We start from the raw sequence: 19,796 nt of genomic DNA on the forward strand, positions 1-19,796 counted from the left end.
CAGTACAAGCGCGACGAAGCGCAAGAAAGAAGGCATTTCATTATGAGCAGCAACGAGACGCCCCGCGGCCCCGTCGACTCCTCCCGCATCCCGCGGTACGCCGGACCCGCGACCTTCGCCCGGCTGCCCCGCCTGGACGAGGTCGGCACCGCCGACGTCGCCGTCGTGGGCGTGCCGTTCGACTCCGGCGTCTCGTACCGGCCGGGCGCCCGCTTCGGCGGCAACGCCATCCGCGAGGCGTCCCGGCTGCTGCGCCCGTACAACCCGGCGCAGGACGCGTCCCCCTTCGCCCTGGCGCAGGTGGCGGACGGCGGCGACATCGCGGTGAACCCGTTCAACATCAACGAGGCCGTCGAGACGATCGAGGCGGCGGCCGACGACCTGCTCGACACGGGCGCCCGCCTGATGACCCTGGGCGGCGACCACACCATCGCCCTGCCCCTGCTGCGCTCGGTGGCGAAGAAGCACGGCCCGGTGGCGCTGCTGCACTTCGACGCCCACCTGGACACCTGGGACACGTACTTCGGCGCCGAGTACACCCACGGCACCCCGTTCCGCCGCGCGGTCGAGGAGGGCATCCTCGACACCTCGGCCCTCTCCCACGTCGGCACCCGCGGCCCGCTGTACGGCAAGCAGGACCTGGCGGACGACGAGAAGATGGGCTTCGGCATCGTGACCTCGGCGGATGTGATGCGCCGAGGCGTGGACGAGGTGGCCGACCAGCTGCGCCAGCGCATCGGCGACCGCCCGCTGTACATCTCCATCGACATCGACTGCCTCGACCCGGCCCACGCGCCCGGCACCGGCACCCCGGAGGCGGGCGGCATGACCTCCCGTGAGCTCCTGGAGATCCTGCGCGGCCTGGCATCCTGCAACCTGGTCTCGGCGGACGTCGTCGAGGTGGCGCCGGCGTACGACCACGCGGAGATCACCTCGGTGGCGGCCTCCCACACGGCCTACGAACTGACCACCCTCATGAGCCGCCGGATCGCGGCGGCCCGGAAGGACGCGGAAGCGAAGTGACCCACGACCACGACCTGGTACTCCGCCCGACGCAGGCGCAGATCACCGCGGCTCTGAACCCTCCCCCCGGGCGCAACGGCGGAGACCTGGTCGTGGAGACGCTGGCCGGGCTGGGCGCGACGACCGTCTTCGGCCTCCCCGGCCAGCACGCCCTCGGCATGTTCGACGCCCTGCGGCGTTCCTCTCTGCGCTACGTCGGCCTGCGGGTGGAGAACAACGCGGGCTTCGCGGCGGACGCGTACGGCAGGATCACCGGCGAGGCGGCCCCGCTGCTCCTGTCGACGGGCCCGGGCGCGCTGACCTCCCTCGCGGCCCTCCAGGAGGCGGCGGCCGCCTCCGCCCCCGTCCTGGCGATCAGCAGCCAGGTCCCCACGGCGGGCCTGGGCGGCGGCCGCCACGGCTACCTCCACGAACTCCCGGACCAGGCGGCCTCGTTCCGGGGCGTGGTCAAGTCGGTCCACACCGTCCGCACGCCGTCCCAGATCCCGTCGGCGATCGCGGCGGCCTGGAGGTCGGCCCTGACGGCACCGCACGGCCCGGTCTGGGTGGAGATCCCGCAGGACGTGCTCTTGTCGCCGACCACCCTCCCGGTGGTGACGGCCCCGGACGCGACCCCCGAGGACCTGGCCCCGCGCCCCGAACTGACGGCCGTGGCGGCGCACTTGCTGTCCCGCGCCACCCGCCCGGCGATCATCGCGGGCGGGGGAGTCGTCCGGTCGGACGCGTCCGGGAAGCTGAGGGCGCTGGCGGAGACGCTGGACGCTCCGGTGGTGACGACCTTCGGCGGCAAGGGCGCGTTCCCGTGGACGCACCCCCTGTCCCTCCAGTCCTGGCTGGAGGACCGCCACACGACGGACTTCCTGGAGGACGCGGACGTCCTGCTGGTGGTGGGCTCGGGCCTGGGTGAACTCTCCTCCAACTACCACACGTTCAAGCCGCGGGGCCGGGTGATCCAGATCGAGGCCGACCTCGGCAAGCTGGAGTCCAACCACCCGGCACTGGGCATCCACGCGGACGCCCGGCTCGCTCTGCAGGCCCTGCTGGAGACGGTGACGCCGCGCGAGGACACGACGGCACCGGAGCGGGTGAGCGAGGTCCTGGCGAAGGTCGAGGCACGCATCGCGTCCCAGCAACTCACCCTGGAACGCGACATCCTGTCCTCGGTCCGCCGCGCCCTCCCGCCGGCCTCGCCGTCCTTCTGGGACATGACGATCCTGGCCTACTGGGCCTGGTCGGCCTTCGACCCCCGGGGCACGAACCTCATGCACTCCGCGCAGGGCGCCGGCGGCCTGGGCTACGGCTTCCCGGCGGCACTCGGCGCGGCGGCGGCCGACCCGACCCGCCCGGTCCTCGCGGTGTCCGGCGACGGCGGAGCCCTGTACTCCATCGCGGAACTGGCGACGGCGATCCAGTACGACCTGCCGGTCACCTGGCTGATCATCGACGACGGCGGCTACGGCATCCTGCGCGAGTACATGACGGACGCCTTCGGCCGGGCCACGGCCACGGAACTGACCCGCCCGGACTACGTGACCCTGGCAGAGTCCTTCGGCGTCCCCGCCACGTCCACCACCCCGGAAACCCTGGAGGAGGACCTGACGAAGGCCCTGGCGTCACCGGGCCCGTCGGTGGTCGTACTGCCGGCGGTACTGAGGATGTTCGCACCCACTCACCTGTGAAAGCCGGTCGGTGCGTCCCGATCCGTCCGCGTTCTCCCACACGAGCACTCCCGGCCCGTCGGGGGTCGGCACCGGTACCCACGCCTCGTCGGCCTCGGCGACGGCCGGGAGGCGACGCGCTTCGACGCGCCTCACCCCTGCCAGACGTCGGCCACCGAAGAGGCCATGGCACTGGCCTGGGCGTGGCCCGCGCGGGCGGCGGCCGGGCGGCGGGTGTCGTCCGCCATGTTGCGGCCCATCATGCGGCGCGCGACGCGGTCCGGGGAGAGCAGGATGACGTGCGACCCGGCGTCGGACAGGTCCGCAGCCTGCTGCGAGGCGCTCGGATGCGGCCCGACCGCCCGGGGGACGGGCGCGACCGCCACTACCCGGCGGTACCCGCGTGCGAGCTGGAGGTTGGCGGTGGAACGGCTGCCACCGTCCATCCAGCGCCGGCCCGCCACGGTGACCGGCGGCCATACGACGGGTACGGCGCAGCTCGCCGCGACCGCTTCGAGAAGTGTCGCTCCGGAGCGCGAGTCGAACACGTCCGTCCTCCCGCTCCGCGCGTCGACCGCAGCGATCCGCAACTCCCGCTCGGGCCAGTCGCGTACGTCACCCAGGAGCGCGCCGACCGTGTCGAAGACGTCCGACTCCGGGCCGGTCCGGGCGCGCAACGCTGCCTGGGCAAGGCGTTCGACGGACCGTTCGGGATCGCGGGAACCGAGCGCCGCCCAGAGGAAGCGCGCCGTCTGGCGCACCGTCACCGGCAGTCGGACGGCGTCGGCTCCGGAGAGCTGGCGCTCGTAGAGATCCGCGGCCGGGACGCCGGACCGGAGCCGGGATCCGAGGACGGCACCGGCGGAAGTGCCGATCACGACGTCGGCGCTGCCCAGATCGATGCCGGCCTCGGTGAGCCCGGCGAGCACCCCGGCCAGCCAGGCTCCGCCCACCGGTCCGCCGCCGCCGAGCACGAGTGCGGTGCCGGGCATGCTTCCCCCTCCCCGTGAACGACCGCGGACGCCGCCCGCGGACGTAAAGCGGGGAGTGGTCCCCGTTTACCCGGTCGACGATAGCATCCGTACCGGGGAGCACTCCCCGGTACGGCGCAGAAGGGCAGACATCATGGGTGACCGTTCGCCGGTGGGGCGCCGCGACGCCCTGCGCAACCGGAAGCTGCTGACGGACACGGCCCGCGCGGTCTTCGCCGAACAGGGCCTGGACGCCCCGCTGGACGAAATCGCCCGGCGGGCCGGCGTGGGCAACGCCACCCTCTACCGCCACTTCCCGACCCGTGCCGCGCTCGTCGACGAGGTCTTCCGGGACGCGCTCACGCAGACCACGGCGGCCGGCGAGCGGGCGCGAACGGCCGAGGACGCGTGGACGGGACTGACGCAGTACCTGCACACCGTGTTCGCGGGCCTGGCCGCGGACCGCGGCACCAACGACCTCATGACCACGAACCTGGAAGGCGTCACCTCCCTGGAGGCGATCCACGCCCACAACCGCGAAACCCTCGACGAACTGCTCCGGCGCGGTCAGGAGCAGGGCACCGTCCGCCCGGACCTCGCCGTCGAGGACCTGCTCCTCTCCCTGGCGGCACTGGGCAGGGCCGTGCCCGCGCTCACCGCGGTCGCCGAGGACGCCTGGCTCCGCCCGCTCGCCCTGCTCCTTGCCGGACTCCGCGCCAACCCGGCCGCGCCCCCTCTGCCCGCGTCGGCCCTCACCGCCGACCGGCTCGGCGAGGTGCTGCTCAACCTGGGTCACCGCAAGCGGCGTTGAGCCAGGCTGAGTGGCGTGTGGTGATGGCTCAGCCGGCGTCCGACGGGTCCAGGCGGTAGACCGTCGATTGGCTGGACCGGGCGGACTGGGACGACGTCCTGCTGTACTCGCTCTCCTTCACCGCCGAGCCGTGTTTCTTCACCCAGTCGGTCACCTCGGTGCTGAGGCTGTTGCCGCCGCCGGGGCCGCCGCCCATGCCGCCGCCGAGCTGGACGTAGTGCAGCTCACCCTTCTCGACCAGTTCCCTCAGCTTGGCCACCGTCATCGCGTTGTCGGTGCCGGTGAAGCCCCACATGGAGATGACCGGGACCTCGGCGGTCAGTTCGATCCGGGCCGCGCTCTGGGAGTCGGACACCGCGAGGAGCCACTTGGCGCCGTCCTGGTGCTTCTTCAGGTAGGTGATGAGCTCGCTGCTCGCTCCGCCCATGCCGCCACCGCCGCCGCCGACCCCGCCACCGCGTCCGAAGGCCCGCTGCCCGTCGCCGCCTGCGGTGCCCGGCATGCCGGTCCCGGTGCCCGTCGGGGGCGTACCGCCCGGTGTGCCGTTCCGGCCTGCCGGGAAGCCGCCGCCCGGCGCGCCCTGCTGCGTGCCGCCCGGCATCCCGCCCGGCCGCCCGGCGGTGCCCCCGCCCGGTCCGCCGAAGCCGCTCCCCGTCGACGGGCCCGCCGTCGGGTTCGTGCCGCCCATGCCGCCGCCGGAGCCCGAGGGGACCGACCAGGCGTAGGCCGCCGGGCCCGCCAGGGCAGCGACCACGGCGGCGGTCAGGAATGCCGCCGGCAGCCGTACCCGGTTGCCGGTGCGGAACGCCAGCAGGCCCGCCACGGCCGCCGCCATGACCAGTCCGACCGTCGGCCACAGCCAGGCGTGCCAGCCGGGGGTCCGGCGCAGCAGCACGACGGCCCAGACCGCCGTGACGGCAAGCCCGCTCGGCAGCACCCACGCCCAGCGCCGGTCGGCGCGGAACGCACGCCACAGCAGCACCCCGCCGCCTGCGCACAGTACGGCGATGCCCGGAGCCAGCGCTGTCGTGTAGTACGGGTGCATCGTGCCCTCGGCCATGGCGAACGTCAGGTAGTGCAGGGCCGTCCAGCCGCCCCACAGGACGAGCGCGGCCCGGGTGAGGTCGGTGCGCGGGGCGCGGCCGCACAGGACGAGGCCGCCGACGCAGGCGATCGCGGCGAAGGGGATCAGCCAGGAGATCTGGCCGCCGAGGATGTCGTTGAAGAGCCGGCCGAGGCCCGCCGTGCCGGAGAAGCCACCGCCTCCGCCGCCACCGCCCCCGCCGTTGCCCTCGCCGCCGAGGACCCGGCCGAGGCCGTTGTAGCCCATGATGAGGTCCCAGGCCGTGCCGTCCGTCGAACCGCCGATGTACGGCCGCTCGGAGGCGGGGACCAGGGAAACCGCCGCCGCCCACCACAAGCTGGAGACCGCCAGGGCCACCCCGGCCAGGAGAAGGTTCACGAGGCGCTTCACCCACGGCAGGCGGCTCGCGTACAGGTACACCGCGAAGATCGCCGGGAGCGGGATGTAGCCCTGCAGCATCTTCGTGTTGAAGGCCAGGCCGAAACACACCGCCGAACCGAGCAGCGGCAGCAGCTTCCCGTTCGTCACCGCGCGCAGGACCAGGGCCGCGCCGCCGACCATGAGCAGGACCAGCAGCGTGTCGGGGTTGTTGTCCCGGTCGATGGCCACCGTGATCGGGGTGAGAGCCAGCACGAGGGCCGCGACGGCCGCCGCGGCGTGCCCCCAGACCCGCTTCACGGACGTGTGCAGGATCCAGATCGTCGCCAGCGCGGCCACGATCATCGGCGCCATCATCTGCCAGGTCCCGAAGCCGAAGAGACGGCAGGACAGGGCCATCACCATGAGCGCGAGGGGCGGTTTGTCGACGGTGAGGAAGTTGCCCGGGTCCAGCGAGCCGAAGAACCACGCCTTCCAGCTCTGCGTGCCGCTCCACACGGCCGCGCTGTAGAAGCTGTTGAGGCCGGAGCCCGAGAGGTTCCAGGTGCAGAGACCCGCCGCCAGGATCAGGATGGCGATCAGGGTGGGCAGGGACCAGCGGGGCGCCGGCGTTGGAGGTGCCGGTGACCGGGCGAGGGTCGCGGTCGTCCGGGGGCGGGGGTCGGTGGCAGAAGTCACCCCTGCAGGGTGCAGAGCGGTGCTGAGCGCCGACTGTGGCCCACCTGAGGAGAGGCTGTCGGTTCGGCAGGCCGCAGAACTCCTTCCGCTACGCGGCCGGATGGCCACCCGCGAACACGCGTGCAACTATCGGTCGCCCCGGCGAGTCAATGCAGACATGACTCCCCGTTCCTCCCGCCGTACCGGCGTGCTCGCGGCCGCCGTCAGTGCCGCCGTGCTCATACCGGCCGTCACCGCCGCCACCCCGGCCGCCGCGGCCACCGCACCCGCCGTGAGCTGTACGTCCGCCCAGGCGGGCCTCGCCACCAAGCTGAAGAAGGACATCACGGCGGCCCTCGCCAACCGCAGGGGCACCGTCGCGATCGGCCTGTACGACCGCAGCACCAAGACGACCTGCACCCTGCGGGCCACCACCGCCTACGACTCGGCCAGCACCGTCAAGGTCACCGTGCTCGCCACGCTGCTGTGGGACGCCAAGAAGCACAACCGCTATCTGACCGACCGTGAGGCCTCGCTCGCCAAGGCGATGATCACCAAGTCGGACAACGACGCGACCAGCACGCTCTGGAAGCAGCTGGGCATGACGAAGATCAAGGGCTTCCTCGCCGCCGCCGGAATGACGAAGACCGTGCCGGGCGCGAACGGCTACTGGGGCCTGACCCAGGAGAACGTCACCGACGAGCAGAAGCTCCTCAAGCTCGTCACCGCCAAGAACACCGTGCTGAGCGACAACTCCCGCGCGTACATCCTGAAGTTGATGAACCAGGTCATCTCCTCGCAGCGCTGGGGCACGCCCGCCGGCGCGCCGTCCTCGGTCACCGTGCACGTCAAGAACGGCTGGCTGCAGCGCGCCACGCACGGCTGGCGCGTGCACAGCCTGGGCACCTTCGACGGCGCCGGCCACGACTACATGATGTCGGTGCTGACCCAGGACAACAGCACGATGAGCTACGGCGTCACCACCATCCAGAACGTCGCCAAGGCCATCCACAAGGACCTGGTGCCGACCACCTCCGGCGTCACCCGCTACACCCCCACCAGCGAGCCGCGCGAGGCGTTCGTCGCACAGCCGCCGCGGGGCTGACGCTTCACGGCGCGGTCTCCCGCCGGTCACCGCGGCGCTCTACGGTGACCGGCATGCGCCTGAGAACCGTACTCGCCACCCTGACCGCCGGCCTGGCGGCGGCCACCTGCCTGACCGCCGCCGGGACCGCCACCGCCGACTCCGCGGACAGCCACGCCTGTTCGCCGTACGTCTCCCTCCAGCGCTTCTCCGACACCCTCGACAAGACGACGTACGAGGGCACCTTCGTCGGCAACTTCTCCGCCCTCGCCGTCGACACCGACGGCTCCCTCGCCGCGCTCGAGGACCGCTCCTCCCTGTTCGGCCTGGACCCGACGACGCTGCGACCGAGGTCGGTCCTGCACCTCGCCGACGAGAACGGCGCCGACCTCGACTCCGAGGGGATGGTCGTCGACCGGGACGGCACCCGGCTGATCACCTCCGAGACCGAGCCGTCCGTGCGCCGCTACTCCCGTGACGGCACGATCCTCGACCGCCTCCCGGTCCCGCCCGCCCTCCAGGTCGCCCCGGCCGGCCGCGCCACCGCCAACCAGACCTTCGAGGGCCTCACCCTCCTGCCCGGCGGCCGCACCCTGCTGGCCTCCATGGAGGACGCGATCGCCGGGGACTCGGCCGGCATCGTCCGCTTCCAGACCTGGCAGCGCCACCACGGCCGCTTCCGGCTCGCCGCCCAGTACGCCTACCGCACCGACACCGGTCTCGGCGTCCCCGAGGTCCAGGCCCTGCCCGCCGGCCGGCTCCTGGTGCTGGAGCGCGGCTTCACCTCCGGCGTCGGCAACACCGTCCGCCTCTACCTGGCCGACCCGCGCCGTGCCACGGACACCAGCGGCATCGAGCACCTCACCGGGCAGCCTTCCGTCCGGCTGGTCGGGAAGACGCTGCTGACCGACCTCGCCGACTGCCCCTCCCTCGGCGCCACGGCCAGGCAGCCGCAACCCAACCCGCTGCTGGACAACATCGAGGGCATGGCGATCACGGGACACACGCGCGGCCGCCTGAAGGTCCTGCTGGTGAGCGACGACAACCAGAACGCGGTGCAGACGACGCGCTTCTATTACTTGCGGGTACGCGTCTGAGCCCTGCCCTCCGAAATGTGGCGGCGGGATGAAATCGCCCGTCGCAGGCGTTGGTGCCTTCCGGTAGATCAGATCGAGCGGAAGGCACCGGCGTGGCGACGCAACGGGGATGGGCACGACGGCTGGCGGGCTACGCCTGGCGGTATCCGAAGGACGTCGTCCTGGCCCTGGGCTCCTCCCTCGCCGGCATGGCGGTCATGGCCGTGGTCCCGCTGATCACGAAGGTGATCATCGACGACGTCATCGGCGCCCACACCCGCTCCATGGCCCCCTGGGCCGGCGCCCTGCTGGCCGCCGCCGCCCTGGTCTACGCCTCCACCTACGTCCGCCGCTACTACGGCGGCCGCCTCGCGCTCGACGTCCAGCACGACCTGCGGACCGAGATGTACGGCACGATCACCCGGCTCGACGGCCGCCGCCAGGACGAGCTGTCCACCGGGCAGGTGGTCGGCCGGGCCACCAGCGACCTGCAGCTCATCCAGGGCCTGCTCTTCATGCTCCCGATGACCCTCGGGAACGTCCTGCTCTTCCTGATCTCCCTGGTGATCATGGCCTGGCTGTCGCTGCCGCTGACCCTGGTCGCCCTGGCCGTCGCCCCGGCCCTGTACTGGATCGCCAAGCGCAGCCGCAGCAAGCTGCACCCCGCCACCTGGTACGCCCAGGCCCAGGCCGCCGCCGTCGCGGGCGTGGTCGACGGCGCCGTGAGCGGCGTCCGCGTCGTGAAGGGGTTCGGGCAGGAGGAGCAGGAGACCGGGAAGCTGCGCGAGGTCGGGCGCCGGCTCTTCGCCGGGCGGCTGCGCACCATACGCCTGAACAGCAGGTTCACCCCCGCCCTCCAGGCGGTCCCGGCGCTCGGCCAGGTCGCCATGCTCGCCCTCGGCGGCTGGCTGGCCGTGGGCGGCCACATCACCCTCGGCACCTTCGTCGCCTTCTCCACCTACCTCGCCCAGCTCGTCGGCCCGGTCCGCATGCTCGCGGTGGTCCTCACCGTCGGCCAGCAGGCCCGCGCGGGCACCGAGCGCGTACTGGAGCTGATCGACACCGAGCCGACCCTGAAGGAGGGCACGAAGACCCTCCCGGCGGACGCGCCCGCCACCGTCGAGTTCGACGACGTCTCCTTCGGGTACGACGACGAGCGCCCCGTGCTCGACGGGCTCAGCTTCGAGATCCGCCCGGGGGAGACCCTGGCCGTCGTCGGCTCCTCCGGCTCCGGGAAGTCCACGGTCTCCCTGCTCCTGCCGCGCTTCTACGACGTGACGCGCGGCGCCGTCCTGATCGGCGGCCACGACGTGCGGGAGCTGACCCTGGGCTCGCTGCGGGCCGCGATCGGACTGGTCCCCGAGGACTCGTTCCTCTTCTCCGACACCGTCCGGGGCAACATCGCCTACGGCCGCCCGGACGCCACCCGGGAGGAGATCGAGGCCGCCGCCCGCGCCGCCCAGGCGGACCGTTTCATCGCCGAGCTGCCGGAGGGCTACGACACCAAGGTCGGCGAGCAGGGCCTGACCCTCTCCGGCGGCCAGCGCCAGCGTGTCGCGCTGGCCCGCGCCCTGCTCACCGACCCGCGCCTGCTGGTCCTGGACGACGCCACCTCGGCCGTGGACGCCCGCGTGGAGCACGAGATCCACGAGGCCCTCAAGCACGTCATGGAGGGGCGTACCACCCTTCTCATCGCCCACCGCCGCTCCACCCTGAACCTCGCCGACCGCATCGCCGTCCTCGACGGCGGCCGGCTCGCCGACCTCGGCACCCACGAGGAGCTGCAGGAGCGCTGCGCCCTGTACCGCCGCCTGCTGACCGACCCCGACGAGCTGGGCGGCGTCTCCCCGGGCCACACCGGCCCCAGCGAGCCGCAGGAGGACACCTCCCTGCGCGAGGAGCTGGACGCCGAGTTCGACGCCGAGCGCGGCATCACGCCCCGGCTGTGGACGGGCGAGCGCCGGCCCCGGGACGCCGCCATGGACGGCACCCCGGCCACGCCGGAGCTGCTGGCCCAGGTCGAGGCGCTGCCCCCGGCCACCGACACCCCCGACGTGGACGAGGCCCGCGCGGTGCGCCCGGAGGACTCCTACGGCCTGCGCCGGCTGCTGCGCGGCTTCGGGCTGCCCCTGCTGCTCAGCCTGCTGCTGGTCGCCGTGGACGCCGGCGCGGGGCTGCTGCTGCCGGTGCTGATCCGACACGGCATCGACCAGGGCGTCACCAAGGCGGCCCTCGGTGCCGTGTGGGCGGCCTCGCTGCTGGGGCTCGTCACCGTGCTGGTGCAGTGGGCCGCGCAGACCGGCGAGACCCGGATGACCGGCCGGACCGGCGAACGCGTGCTGTACGCGCTGCGGCTGAAGATCTTCGCCCAGCTCCAGCGGCTCGGCCTGGACTACTACGAGCGCGAGCTGACCGGCCGGATCATGACCCGGATGACCACGGACGTCGACGCCCTGTCCACGTTCCTGCAGACCGGCCTGGTCACCGCATTCGTCGCGGTCGTCACCTTCTTCGGCATCATGGTCGCCCTGCTGGTGATCGACCTGCAGCTCGCCCTCGTCGTCTTCGCCACCCTGCCCCCGCTGATCGTCGCCACGTTCTTCTTCCGCCGGGCGAGCGTGAAGGCGTACGAACTCGCCCGCGAGCGGGTGTCGGTGGTCAACGCCGATCTGCAGGAGTCGGTGTCCGGGCTCCGGATCGTGCAGGCCTTCCGGCGCGAGCAGGACGGCCGGCGGCGGTTCGCCGAGCGCAGCGACAGCTACCGGCGCGCCCGCATCCGCGGCCAGTGGCTGATATCCGTCTACTTTCCCTTCGTCCAGCTGCTGTCCTCCGTCGCCGCGGCCGCCGTGCTGATCGCGGGCGCCGGCCGGGTGGAGGCGGCCACGCTGACCACGGGCGCGCTGGTGGCCTACCTGCTCTACATCGACCTGTTCTTCGCGCCGGTCCAGCAGCTCTCCCAGGTCTTCGACGGCTATCAGCAGGCCACGGTCTCGCTGGGCCGCATCCAGGAGCTGCTGCGCGAGCCGACGTCCACCGGGTCCGCCGACGCGCCTCTCGACGTCCCCTCCCTGCGCGGCGAGATCGCCTTCGAGAACGTGCACTTCGCCTACGGCGACGACGAGGAGGCCCTGGCCGGCGTCGACCTGCGGATTCCGGCCGGGCAGACCGTCGCCTTCGTCGGCGAGACGGGCGCCGGCAAGTCGACGCTGGTCAAGCTGGTGGCGCGGTTCTACGACCCCACGTCCGGGCGGGTCACGGCCGACGGCACGGATCTGCGCGCCCTGGACCTGACGGCGTACCGGCACCGGCTCGGCGTCGTCCCGCAGGAGGCGTATCTCTTCCCGGGCACGATCCGCGACGCCATCGCCTACGGCCGCCCCGACGCCACCGACGCCGAGGTGGAGGCGGCGGCCCGGGCGGTCGGCGCGCACGAGATGATCGCCACTCTGGAGGGCGGCTATCTGCACGAGGTCGCCGAGCGCGGGCGCAACCTGTCGGCCGGCCAGCGCCAGCTCGTCGCGCTCGCCCGGGCCGAACTCGTCGACCCCGACGTGCTGCTCCTCGACGAGGCCACGGCCGCGCTGGACCTGGCCACCGAGGCCCAGGTCAACCAGGCCACCGACCGCCTGGCGGGCCGCCGTACGACGCTGGTCGTCGCCCACCGGCTGACCACCGCCGCCCGGGCCGACCGGGTGGTGGTGATGGACCACGGCCGGGTGGCCGAGGACGGCACCCACGAGGAACTCCTGGCTCGCGGCGGCCGGTACGCCGACCTGTGGCGCACCTTCCTCGGTCAGTCCGAACCGGAGGAGCCGGTCGGCGCCACCCGCTGAATTCACGCCACTCGTCCTTCTGACGGTCGTGCAACCATCCGGCACATGTCATGCGTCCGTACATCAGTACGGTCATCGGTGACGCATGTGACGTATGGCTGCGGTACGGGGAGGACGACAGTGGACAGTGGTGCGATACGCCGGCGCCTGGCGCTCGGTGCGGCCGTCCTGGCCGCGTCCGGCGCGCTCGCTCTCGCGGTGCCCGGCACCGCCGAGGCGGCGACGGCCGGTTCCTGCGCGGGGCGCGAGGTGCGGAGCCTGCCCTTCAGCGACGGCGTCGTCCACGTCTACAAGCGCCACGGCTACGTCTGCGCCGTCACCGTCTCCCGGCATCCCGGCGTCAAGCGCACGATGTCGGTCAGTGTGCAGGCCCGTGGCAACCGGCCGGTCGTCGACAAGGGCCGGTACAGGTACCTCGCGGGGCCCGTGACCGTGCACGCCGGTCAGCGCTGCGTGTGGATCAAGGGCTCGGTGGGCAGCCATTCGGTCAGCTCCGGCTGGATCCTGTGCTGACCGCGCGCCTCGCGCAACTCCCTCTGGTGTGAAGCCAGTTGCTCCAGTAGCTTCCGGCGCACATCTGTCTCACAGGGAGAGTGCGCATGCGCAAGGCGCTCAGATGGCTGCTGGCGCTCACGGTGTTCATAGGCACGCTGAGCACAGCGGCCACGGCCACCGCCGCCCAGCCCGAGCCCACGGACATCAAGGACCGGCTCCTCGCCGTACCCGGCATGAGCCTGGTCGAGGAGAAGCCGTACCCCGGCTACCGCTACTTCGTCCTGAACTACACCCAGCCGGTCGACCACCGGCACCCGGACCGCGGAACCTTCCAGCAGCGGATCACCGTGCTGCACCGGGACACCAGCCGCCCCACGGTCTTCTACACCTCCGGCTACAACGTCTCGACCACCCCCTCCCGCCGCGAACCCACCCAGATCGTGGACGGCAACCAGGTCTCCCTGGAGTACCGGTTCTTCACGCCCTCCCGGCCCGACCCGGCCGACTGGTCCAAGCTGGACATCTGGCAGGCGGCCAGTGACCAGCACCGCGTGTTCGAGGCGCTGAAGCCGGTCTACGGCGGCAACTGGCTGGCCACCGGCGGCTCCAAGGGCGGCATGACCGCCACCTACTACGAGCGCTTCTACCCGCACGACATGGACGGCGTCGTCGCCTACGTCGCCCCCAACGACGTCGTCGACCACGAGGACTCCGCCTACGACCGGTTCTTCACCCGCGTCGGCACCAAGGAGTGCCGGGACCGGCTGAACGCCGTCCAGCGCGAGGCACTGGTGCGCCGCGAGCCGCTGGAGCAGCGGTACGCCCGGTACGCCGCCGACCACGGCTACACCTTCGACACCATCGGCGGCCTGGACAAGGCCTACGAGGCGGTCGTCCTCGACTACGTCTGGGGCTTCTGGCAGTACAGCCTGCCGGCCGACTGCGACACCGTCCCGGCGGACGCGGCGCGAGCGAGCGACGACGCGATCTGGGACTCGGTCGACACGATCTCCGGCTTCTCCGCCTACACCGACCAGGGCCTGGAGGTGTACACCCCGTACTACTACCAGGCGGGCACCCAGTTGGGCGCCCCCACCATCCACTTCCCGTACATCGAACCGAAGTTGATCCGCTACGGCTACCAGCCGCCGCGCAACTTCGTGCCCCGCTCCATCCCGATGCGCTTCCAGCCGGGTGCGATGCGGGACGTGGACACCTGGGTGCGCCACCACGCCCGGCACATGCTCTTCGTCTACGGCCAGAACGACCCCTGGGGCTCCGAGCGCTTCCGGCTCGGCGCGGGCGCCCGTGACTCCTATGTCTTCACGGCACCCGGCATGAACCACGGCGCGAACGTGGCCGGCCTGGTCGCCGACCAGAAGGCGCTGGCCACCGCCCGGATCCTGGAGTGGGCCGGGGTGGCGTCCCCGGCGGTGCAGGCCGACCCGTCGGCGGCGAAGCCGCTCGCGCGCCCCGACTCCCGGCTCGACGTACGGGACGTGGAGCGCGAACCCGCGCTGCGGCCCTGAGCCCCGAGGGCCGGCCCCCGGCTGCGGGGCCGGCCCTCACCAGCTCCCGGTCAGCGCCGCGAACGCCTCGTGGAAGCCCGGGAACGTCTTGCGGACGCAGCCCGGGTCGTCGTACGACAGCCCGGGCGCGCGCAGTCCGGTGACCGCGAAGGACATCACGACGCGGTGGTCGCCGTACGTCTTGATCCCGGTGTCGGGCAGGGGCGAGCCCGGCCGGATCTCGATCCAGTCGGGGCCGGTCGCCACGTCCACGCCGAGCCGGCGCAGGTTCTCCGCGCACGCCGCCAGGCGGTCGCACTCCTTGACCCGCGTGTTCGCCACGTCCTCGATGCGCACCGGTGCGGAGGCGAACGGCGCGATCGCCGCGAGGGTCGGCATCGTGTCGGAGATGTCCCGCATGGCGACGGTGAGCCCGCGCAGGACTCCCGTGCCGCGCACGGTCGTCCGGTCCTCGGCGACCTTCACCTGGGCGCCCATGCGCCGCAGCACCTCGACGAACCGCAGATCGCCCTGGAGGGCTCCGGCACCCAGGCCCGGCACGGTCACCTCGCGGCCCGGACTGACGGCGGCCGCGGCGAAGAAGTAGCTCGCCGTCGAGGCGTCCGGCTCCACCGCGTAGGTGGTGGCCCGATAGCCGCCGGACGGGACCTCGAAGACGTCGCCGTCCCGGACGACCTCCACCCCGAAGGCCCGCATCATCGCGAGCGTGATCTCCACGTACGGCGCCGAGACCAGGTCGGTCACCCGGATCCGCAGCCCGGTGCGGGTCAGCGGGCCCAGCAGGAGCAGTGCGCTCAGGTACTGCGAGGACTCGCCCGCGTCCAGCACGACCTCCCCGCCCTCGACCCCGGCCGCCCGCACGGTGAGCGGATGGTGCCCCTCGGCCTCCTCGTGCCGCAGGTCCACCCCGAGGTCGCGCAGGGCCCGGGTGAGGGGACCGAGCGGGCGCCGGCGCATCTGCGCGGAGGCGTCGAAGCGGTAGGTGCCGTGCCCGGCGGCCACGAGGGTCGGCAGGAAGCGGGCGGTGGTGGCGCCGTCCCGGCAGAAGACGTCGGCCTCGGCGACCGCGGGGCCCCCGGGCCGGCCGTCCACCTGCCAGGCGTCCGGTGAGCGGCCGACCCGGTACCCCAGCCGGACCAGCCCCTCGGCGAAGCCCTCGGTGTCGTCGGAGCGCAGGGGCCGCACGAGCGTGCTGACCCCGTCGGCGGCGGCCGCGAGGAAGAGGGCGCGAGCGGTGATGGACTTGGAACCGGGGATCTCGACTGCGGGCATGACTTTCATGATGGCCGCTCGGCCGGAACGTGGGACGGGATGTCCAGGTGATGGACCGCTGTGACGGCGAGAAGCAGCACGATACTAGCCATGGACATAGTAGCCATGTACTGTATCCGCATGCCTACTACTCCAGTACTCGACTCGGTCATCCACCACGAGGAGTCCGGAAGCGGCACTCCCTTCGTCTTTCTGCACGGCAACCCCGCCTCCGCGCACACCTGGCGCCACGTCCTGCCCGGCATCGGCGCCGGGCGGCTGCTCGCACCCGACCTGATCGGCATGGGCCGCTCGGGCAAGCCCGACGGCGCCCACCGGTTCGCCGACCATGCCCGTTACCTGGACGCCTGGTTCGACGCGCTCGGCCTGGACGGCGTGGTCCTGGTGGGTCACGACTGGGGCGGCGCGCTCGCCTTCGACTGGGCCGCGCGGCACCCCGAGCGGGTGCGCGGCATCGCCTTCTTCGAGACCATCGTCAAGCCCATGGCGCCGGAGGAACTGAGCCCGCAGGCCCGCCGGCGCTCCGAGGCGATCCGCTCGGCGGAGGGCGAACGGATGCTGGACGAGAACCAGTTCGTGCGCCAGGCCTACACCGGCGGCGTCCTCACCCCCGTGCCGGAGGCGGACCTCGAGGCGTACCTCGCGCCCTACCCCACCCGGGAGAGCCGCCGCCCGCTGCTCGCCTGGGCCCGGCAACTGCCCCTCGGCGGTGAGCCCGCCGACGTGGTGACCCGTGTCGAGGCCTACGGCGCCTGGCTCGCCAAGAGCCCCGAGGTGCCCAAGCTGCTGCTGACCTTCGAGGGCTCACCCACCCTGCTCGTCGGCCCCGCGACGGCACAGTGGTGCGCCACGCACATGGCCGGCCTGGAGACCGTCCCCTGCGGCCCGGCCGGCCACCACGCCACGGAGGACCGTCCGGCGCAGATCGCGGCGGCCGTCTCCGCCTGGGCCGACCGGCACGGCCTGCGGTAGGGGAACCCGTCGCCGCCGTTGCCCGTCCAACACCCGGGCTGCCGGACGCCCCATGGTGCGGTGTCGGCCCTCGCCGCAGGCCGCGAACGCCGACGCACCCTCTGCGCCGCACCACACCCGGCAGCCCGCCGCCACCGGCGCGCCCCCCTCCCATGCGCCGGTGGCGGCCCCGTTCTGGCTTACTGTGCATTGTCTTGACGGAAAGAAACCTCCCGGATATTGGTGACTCCTGGAAGTTTCCTTCAGCGGTTCTCCTCTGGAAGGAGCGCACGTGCACGACAGCAGCACGGGAAGCACGGGAAACACCGCACGGCCGTCCAGACGGACCGTCCTCACCGCGACCGCGGGCCTCACCGCCGCGCTGACCGTCCCCGCCGGCACCGCCCACGCCGACCCGCCCACCGACCGCAGGCTCCGCTCCCTCGTCTCCCGGATGACCCTGGAGGAGAAGGTCGGCCAGCTCTTCGTCATGCGGGTCTACGGCCACTCCGCCACCGACCCCGACCAGGCCGACATCGACGCCAACCTGGAGGAGATCGGCGTCCGCACCGCCGCCGAGCTGATCGCCAAGTACCGCGTCGGCGGCATCATCTACTTCACCTGGGCCCACAACACCCGCGACCCCCAGCAGATCGCCGGCCTGTCCAACGGCATCCAGCGGGCCTCCCTGGAACAGCCCCGCGGCCTGCCGGTGCTCATCGCCACCGACCAGGAGCACGGCGCGGTGTGCCGGGTGGGACGCCCGGCCACACTGTTCCCGGGCGCGATGGCCGTCGGCGCGGGCCGCTCCCGGTCCGACGCCCGCACCCTGGGCCGCATCTCCGGCGCCGAGCTGCGCGCGATGGGCATCAACCAGGACTACTCCCCGGACGCCGACGTGAACGTCAACCCGGCCAACCCGGTCATCGGCGTACGGTCCTTTGGCGCCGACCCGGAGGCGGTGGCCGGGCTGGTGGCCGCCGAGGTGAAGGGCTATCAGGCCTCCCGCGTCGCGGCGACCGCCAAGCACTTCCCCGGGCACGGCGACACCGCCGTCGACAGCCACACCGGCTTCCCGGTCATCACGCACAGCCGGGAGCTGTGGGAGCAACTGGACGCCGTGCCCTTCCGGGCGGCGATCCGGGCCGGGATCGACTCGATCATGACCGCCCACATCCAGTTCCCGGCGCTCGACGACTCCGGCGACCCGGCGACCCTCTCCCACCCGATCCTCTCCGGCATCCTGCGCGGCGAACTCGGCTACGACGGTGTGGTGATCACCGACTCCCTCGGCATGGAGGGCGTGCGCACCAAGTACGGCGACGACCGGGTGCCGGTGCTGGCCCTGCGGGCCGGTGTCGACCAGCTGCTCAATCCGCCCTCGCTGGACGTGGCCTGGAACGCGGTCCTGAAGGCCGTCCAGGACGGCGAGCTGACCGAGGCCCGCCTGGACGAATCGATCCTGCGCATCCTCCGCCTGAAGGCACGGCTCGGGCTCCTCGACCGGCCGCCGTACGCCACCCGGGCCGGCGTCGACCGGACGGTGGGCACCAGGGCACACCTGGCCGCCGCCGACCGGATCGCCGAGCGGACCACCACCCTGCTGGTCAACGACGGCGCCGTCCTCCCGCTCGATCCGCGCCGGGAGCCCCGGATCCTCGTCGTCGGCGCCGACCCGGCGTCCCCGTCCGGCACCACCGGCCCGCCCACCGGCGTCCTGGCCGCCGCCCTCACCGAACTCGGCTTCACCGCCACCGCCCTGTCCACCGGCACCGCGCCCTCGGCGGCCACCGTCGCCAAGGCGGTGGCGGCGGCGGGGGACGCGGACGCGGTGGTCGTCGGGACGTACAACGTGACGGCGGGCAGCAGCCAGCGGACTCTGGTCGCCCACCTGCTCGCCACCGGCCGGCCGGTGGTGGCCGTCGCCGTCAGGAATCCGTACGACGTGGCCCAACTCACCGACGTCAAGGCCTGCTTGGCGACCTACTGCTGGACCGATGTCGAACTGCGCGCCGCCGCCCGGGTCATCGCCGGCCGGGTCGCCCCACGCGGCAAACTGCCGGTGCCGGTGCAGCGGGCGGACGACCCGGCGCAGGTGCTGTACCCCATCGGTCACGGGCTGACGTACTAGGCGTACGCCCCGCACCGGGCGCAAGGCACCCGAACGGAGGAAAACCTCCCGTCCGTCTGGCGCGGCCCCTCGCCGGGGGTCACGCTGGACGGGGGCGTCCGGGGGGAATGCGATGCGCGGGAAAGGTGCCGTGGGGGTGGCGCGCCGACTGCTGCCGGCCTGCTCCGCCCTCGCCGTGGCCGCCCTGGTCGGTGGCTGCCAGGGCCCGAGGGACACACCCGTCGCCAACACCCGGCCCGCCTCCGCCGCTCCCTCCGGCTACGGCGCCCAGTTCCTCGCGGTCGGCGAGTGCAGCTCCTTCGGCACCACCGCGTCCACCGAGGTGCCGTGCGCGAGCGAACGGGCCGCCGCCCGGGTCGTCGCCCGCTACGACGGCACGGCCACCGGCGGTCCCCTGTGCCCACCGCTCACCGACTTCGTCCTGCACATCAGCGAACAGCGCCGGGAGGGCGACGAGGACGGCGACGGCTCGATCCCCCAGGGCTACGCCTGCATGCGCAACCTGGAGCCCCCGCACCCCGGCGACCCCGGCGCCGGCGGCGGCCCGCGCACGGTCCCGGGCGACTGCGTCTACGACTCCGGCGGCGGCCGCGTCCGCGAGACCCCGTGCGACGGCTCGGGCCGCCGCACACCGCAGTACAGAATCACGAAGGCGGTCGCCACCAGATCCACCTGCCCCGCCTCGACGAACCTCTACGTCCAACTCGGCGGCGACGAGCCGGTGGGATGCGCGCGGAGACTGTGAGGGGCTGCGGGTGAGACCGAGCGCCGGGAGAACGTCGTGCCGAACGGGGCGGCCCCTGCGGGCAGCAGGAGCAGCCCATGGGTCGGTGGGACGTCCCG

15 protein-coding genes are annotated in these 19,796 nt (G+C 72.8%); 11 read left to right on the forward strand and 4 right to left on the reverse strand.

Going from position 1 to position 19,796, the window contains the following annotated elements:
* Positions 1-42: 42 nt before the first annotated feature.
* Together speB and ACZ404_RS05455 are read left to right on the forward strand one after the other, a co-directional pair.
* Positions 43-1,023, forward strand: coding sequence for an agmatinase (gene speB, locus ACZ404_RS05450; RefSeq protein WP_468436176.1), 981 nt, complete (start codon positions 43-45; stop codon positions 1,021-1,023).
* Positions 1,020-2,702, forward strand: coding sequence for a thiamine pyrophosphate-binding protein (locus tag ACZ404_RS05455; RefSeq protein ID WP_468436178.1), 1,683 nt, complete (start codon positions 1,020-1,022; stop codon positions 2,700-2,702). Before speB ends, ACZ404_RS05455 begins: the two co-directional genes overlap by 4 nt.
* Here the strand turns inward: ACZ404_RS05455 and ACZ404_RS05460 are convergent.
* Together ACZ404_RS05460 and ACZ404_RS05465 are read right to left on the reverse strand one after the other, a co-directional pair.
* Positions 2,637-2,837 carry a DUF6210 family protein gene (locus ACZ404_RS05460; RefSeq protein WP_468436180.1) on the reverse strand — a complete coding sequence of 67 codons (201 nt, stop codon included), beginning with the start codon at positions 2,835-2,837 and terminating at the stop codon, positions 2,637-2,639. The two genes, ACZ404_RS05455 and ACZ404_RS05460, sit on opposite strands and share 66 nt — an antisense overlap.
* On the reverse strand, positions 2,834-3,673 hold the full coding sequence (locus tag ACZ404_RS05465) for a patatin-like phospholipase family protein (RefSeq protein WP_468436182.1): 840 nt from the start codon (positions 3,671-3,673) through the stop codon (positions 2,834-2,836). Before ACZ404_RS05465 ends, ACZ404_RS05460 begins: the two co-directional genes overlap by 4 nt.
* Positions 3,674-3,806: 133 nt before the next feature.
* Between ACZ404_RS05465 and ACZ404_RS05470 the strand changes: the two genes are divergently transcribed.
* Positions 3,807-4,463, forward strand: coding sequence for a TetR/AcrR family transcriptional regulator (locus tag ACZ404_RS05470; RefSeq protein ID WP_468436184.1), 657 nt, complete (start codon positions 3,807-3,809; stop codon positions 4,461-4,463).
* Positions 4,464-4,491: 28 nt separating this feature from the next.
* Here the strand turns inward: ACZ404_RS05470 and ACZ404_RS05475 are convergent, their stop codons facing one another.
* Positions 4,492-6,603 carry an ArnT family glycosyltransferase gene (locus tag ACZ404_RS05475; protein ID WP_468436186.1) on the reverse strand — a complete coding sequence of 704 codons (2,112 nt, stop codon included), beginning with the start codon at positions 6,601-6,603 and terminating at the stop codon, positions 4,492-4,494.
* A gap of 157 nt (positions 6,604-6,760) precedes the next feature.
* On the opposite strand from ACZ404_RS05475, the gene ACZ404_RS05480 reads away from it, so the two are divergent.
* From ACZ404_RS05480 to ACZ404_RS05500, 5 genes are all read left to right on the forward strand, one after another.
* A complete protein-coding gene (locus ACZ404_RS05480) occupies positions 6,761-7,687 on the forward strand; it encodes a serine hydrolase (protein WP_468436188.1) in 927 nt (308 codons plus the stop codon).
* Between the two features lie 53 nt (positions 7,688-7,740).
* Positions 7,741-8,763 (forward strand): esterase-like activity of phytase family protein, encoded by a 1,023-nt coding sequence (locus tag ACZ404_RS05485; RefSeq protein ID WP_468436190.1) that lies wholly within the window; start codon positions 7,741-7,743, stop codon positions 8,761-8,763.
* Positions 8,764-8,855: 92 nt separating this feature from the next.
* Positions 8,856-12,575, forward strand: coding sequence for an ABC transporter ATP-binding protein (locus ACZ404_RS05490; protein ID WP_468436192.1), 3,720 nt, complete (start codon positions 8,856-8,858; stop codon positions 12,573-12,575).
* Positions 12,576-12,695: 120 nt separating this feature from the next.
* Positions 12,696-13,088 (forward strand): hypothetical protein, encoded by a 393-nt coding sequence (locus tag ACZ404_RS05495; protein ID WP_468436194.1) that lies wholly within the window; start codon positions 12,696-12,698, stop codon positions 13,086-13,088.
* A gap of 86 nt (positions 13,089-13,174) precedes the next feature.
* On the forward strand, positions 13,175-14,599 hold the full coding sequence (locus ACZ404_RS05500) for a S28 family serine protease (RefSeq protein WP_468436196.1): 1,425 nt from the start codon (positions 13,175-13,177) through the stop codon (positions 14,597-14,599).
* A gap of 36 nt (positions 14,600-14,635) precedes the next feature.
* Here ACZ404_RS05500 and aroA read toward each other — a convergent pair whose 3' ends face one another.
* Positions 14,636-15,871 carry a 3-phosphoshikimate 1-carboxyvinyltransferase gene (aroA, locus tag ACZ404_RS05505; RefSeq protein WP_468436198.1) on the reverse strand — a complete coding sequence of 412 codons (1,236 nt, stop codon included), beginning with the start codon at positions 15,869-15,871 and terminating at the stop codon, positions 14,636-14,638.
* A 105-nt stretch (positions 15,872-15,976) separates the two neighbouring features.
* On the opposite strand from aroA, the gene ACZ404_RS05510 reads away from it, so the two are divergent.
* From ACZ404_RS05510 to ACZ404_RS05520, 3 genes are all read left to right on the forward strand, one after another.
* Positions 15,977-16,843: a haloalkane dehalogenase gene (locus ACZ404_RS05510; protein WP_468437149.1), complete on the forward strand. Its 867-nt coding sequence runs from the start codon at positions 15,977-15,979 to the stop codon at positions 16,841-16,843.
* 271 nt (positions 16,844-17,114) lie between these two features.
* Positions 17,115-18,953 (forward strand): glycoside hydrolase family 3 protein, encoded by a 1,839-nt coding sequence (locus tag ACZ404_RS05515; protein ID WP_468436200.1) that lies wholly within the window; start codon positions 17,115-17,117, stop codon positions 18,951-18,953.
* Positions 18,954-19,065: 112 nt separating this feature from the next.
* On the forward strand, positions 19,066-19,698 hold the full coding sequence (locus ACZ404_RS05520) for a hypothetical protein (protein WP_468436202.1): 633 nt from the start codon (positions 19,066-19,068) through the stop codon (positions 19,696-19,698).
* Positions 19,699-19,796: the final 98 nt, after the last annotated feature.

Source organism: Streptomyces sp. NPDC030798 (assembly GCF_055572275.1).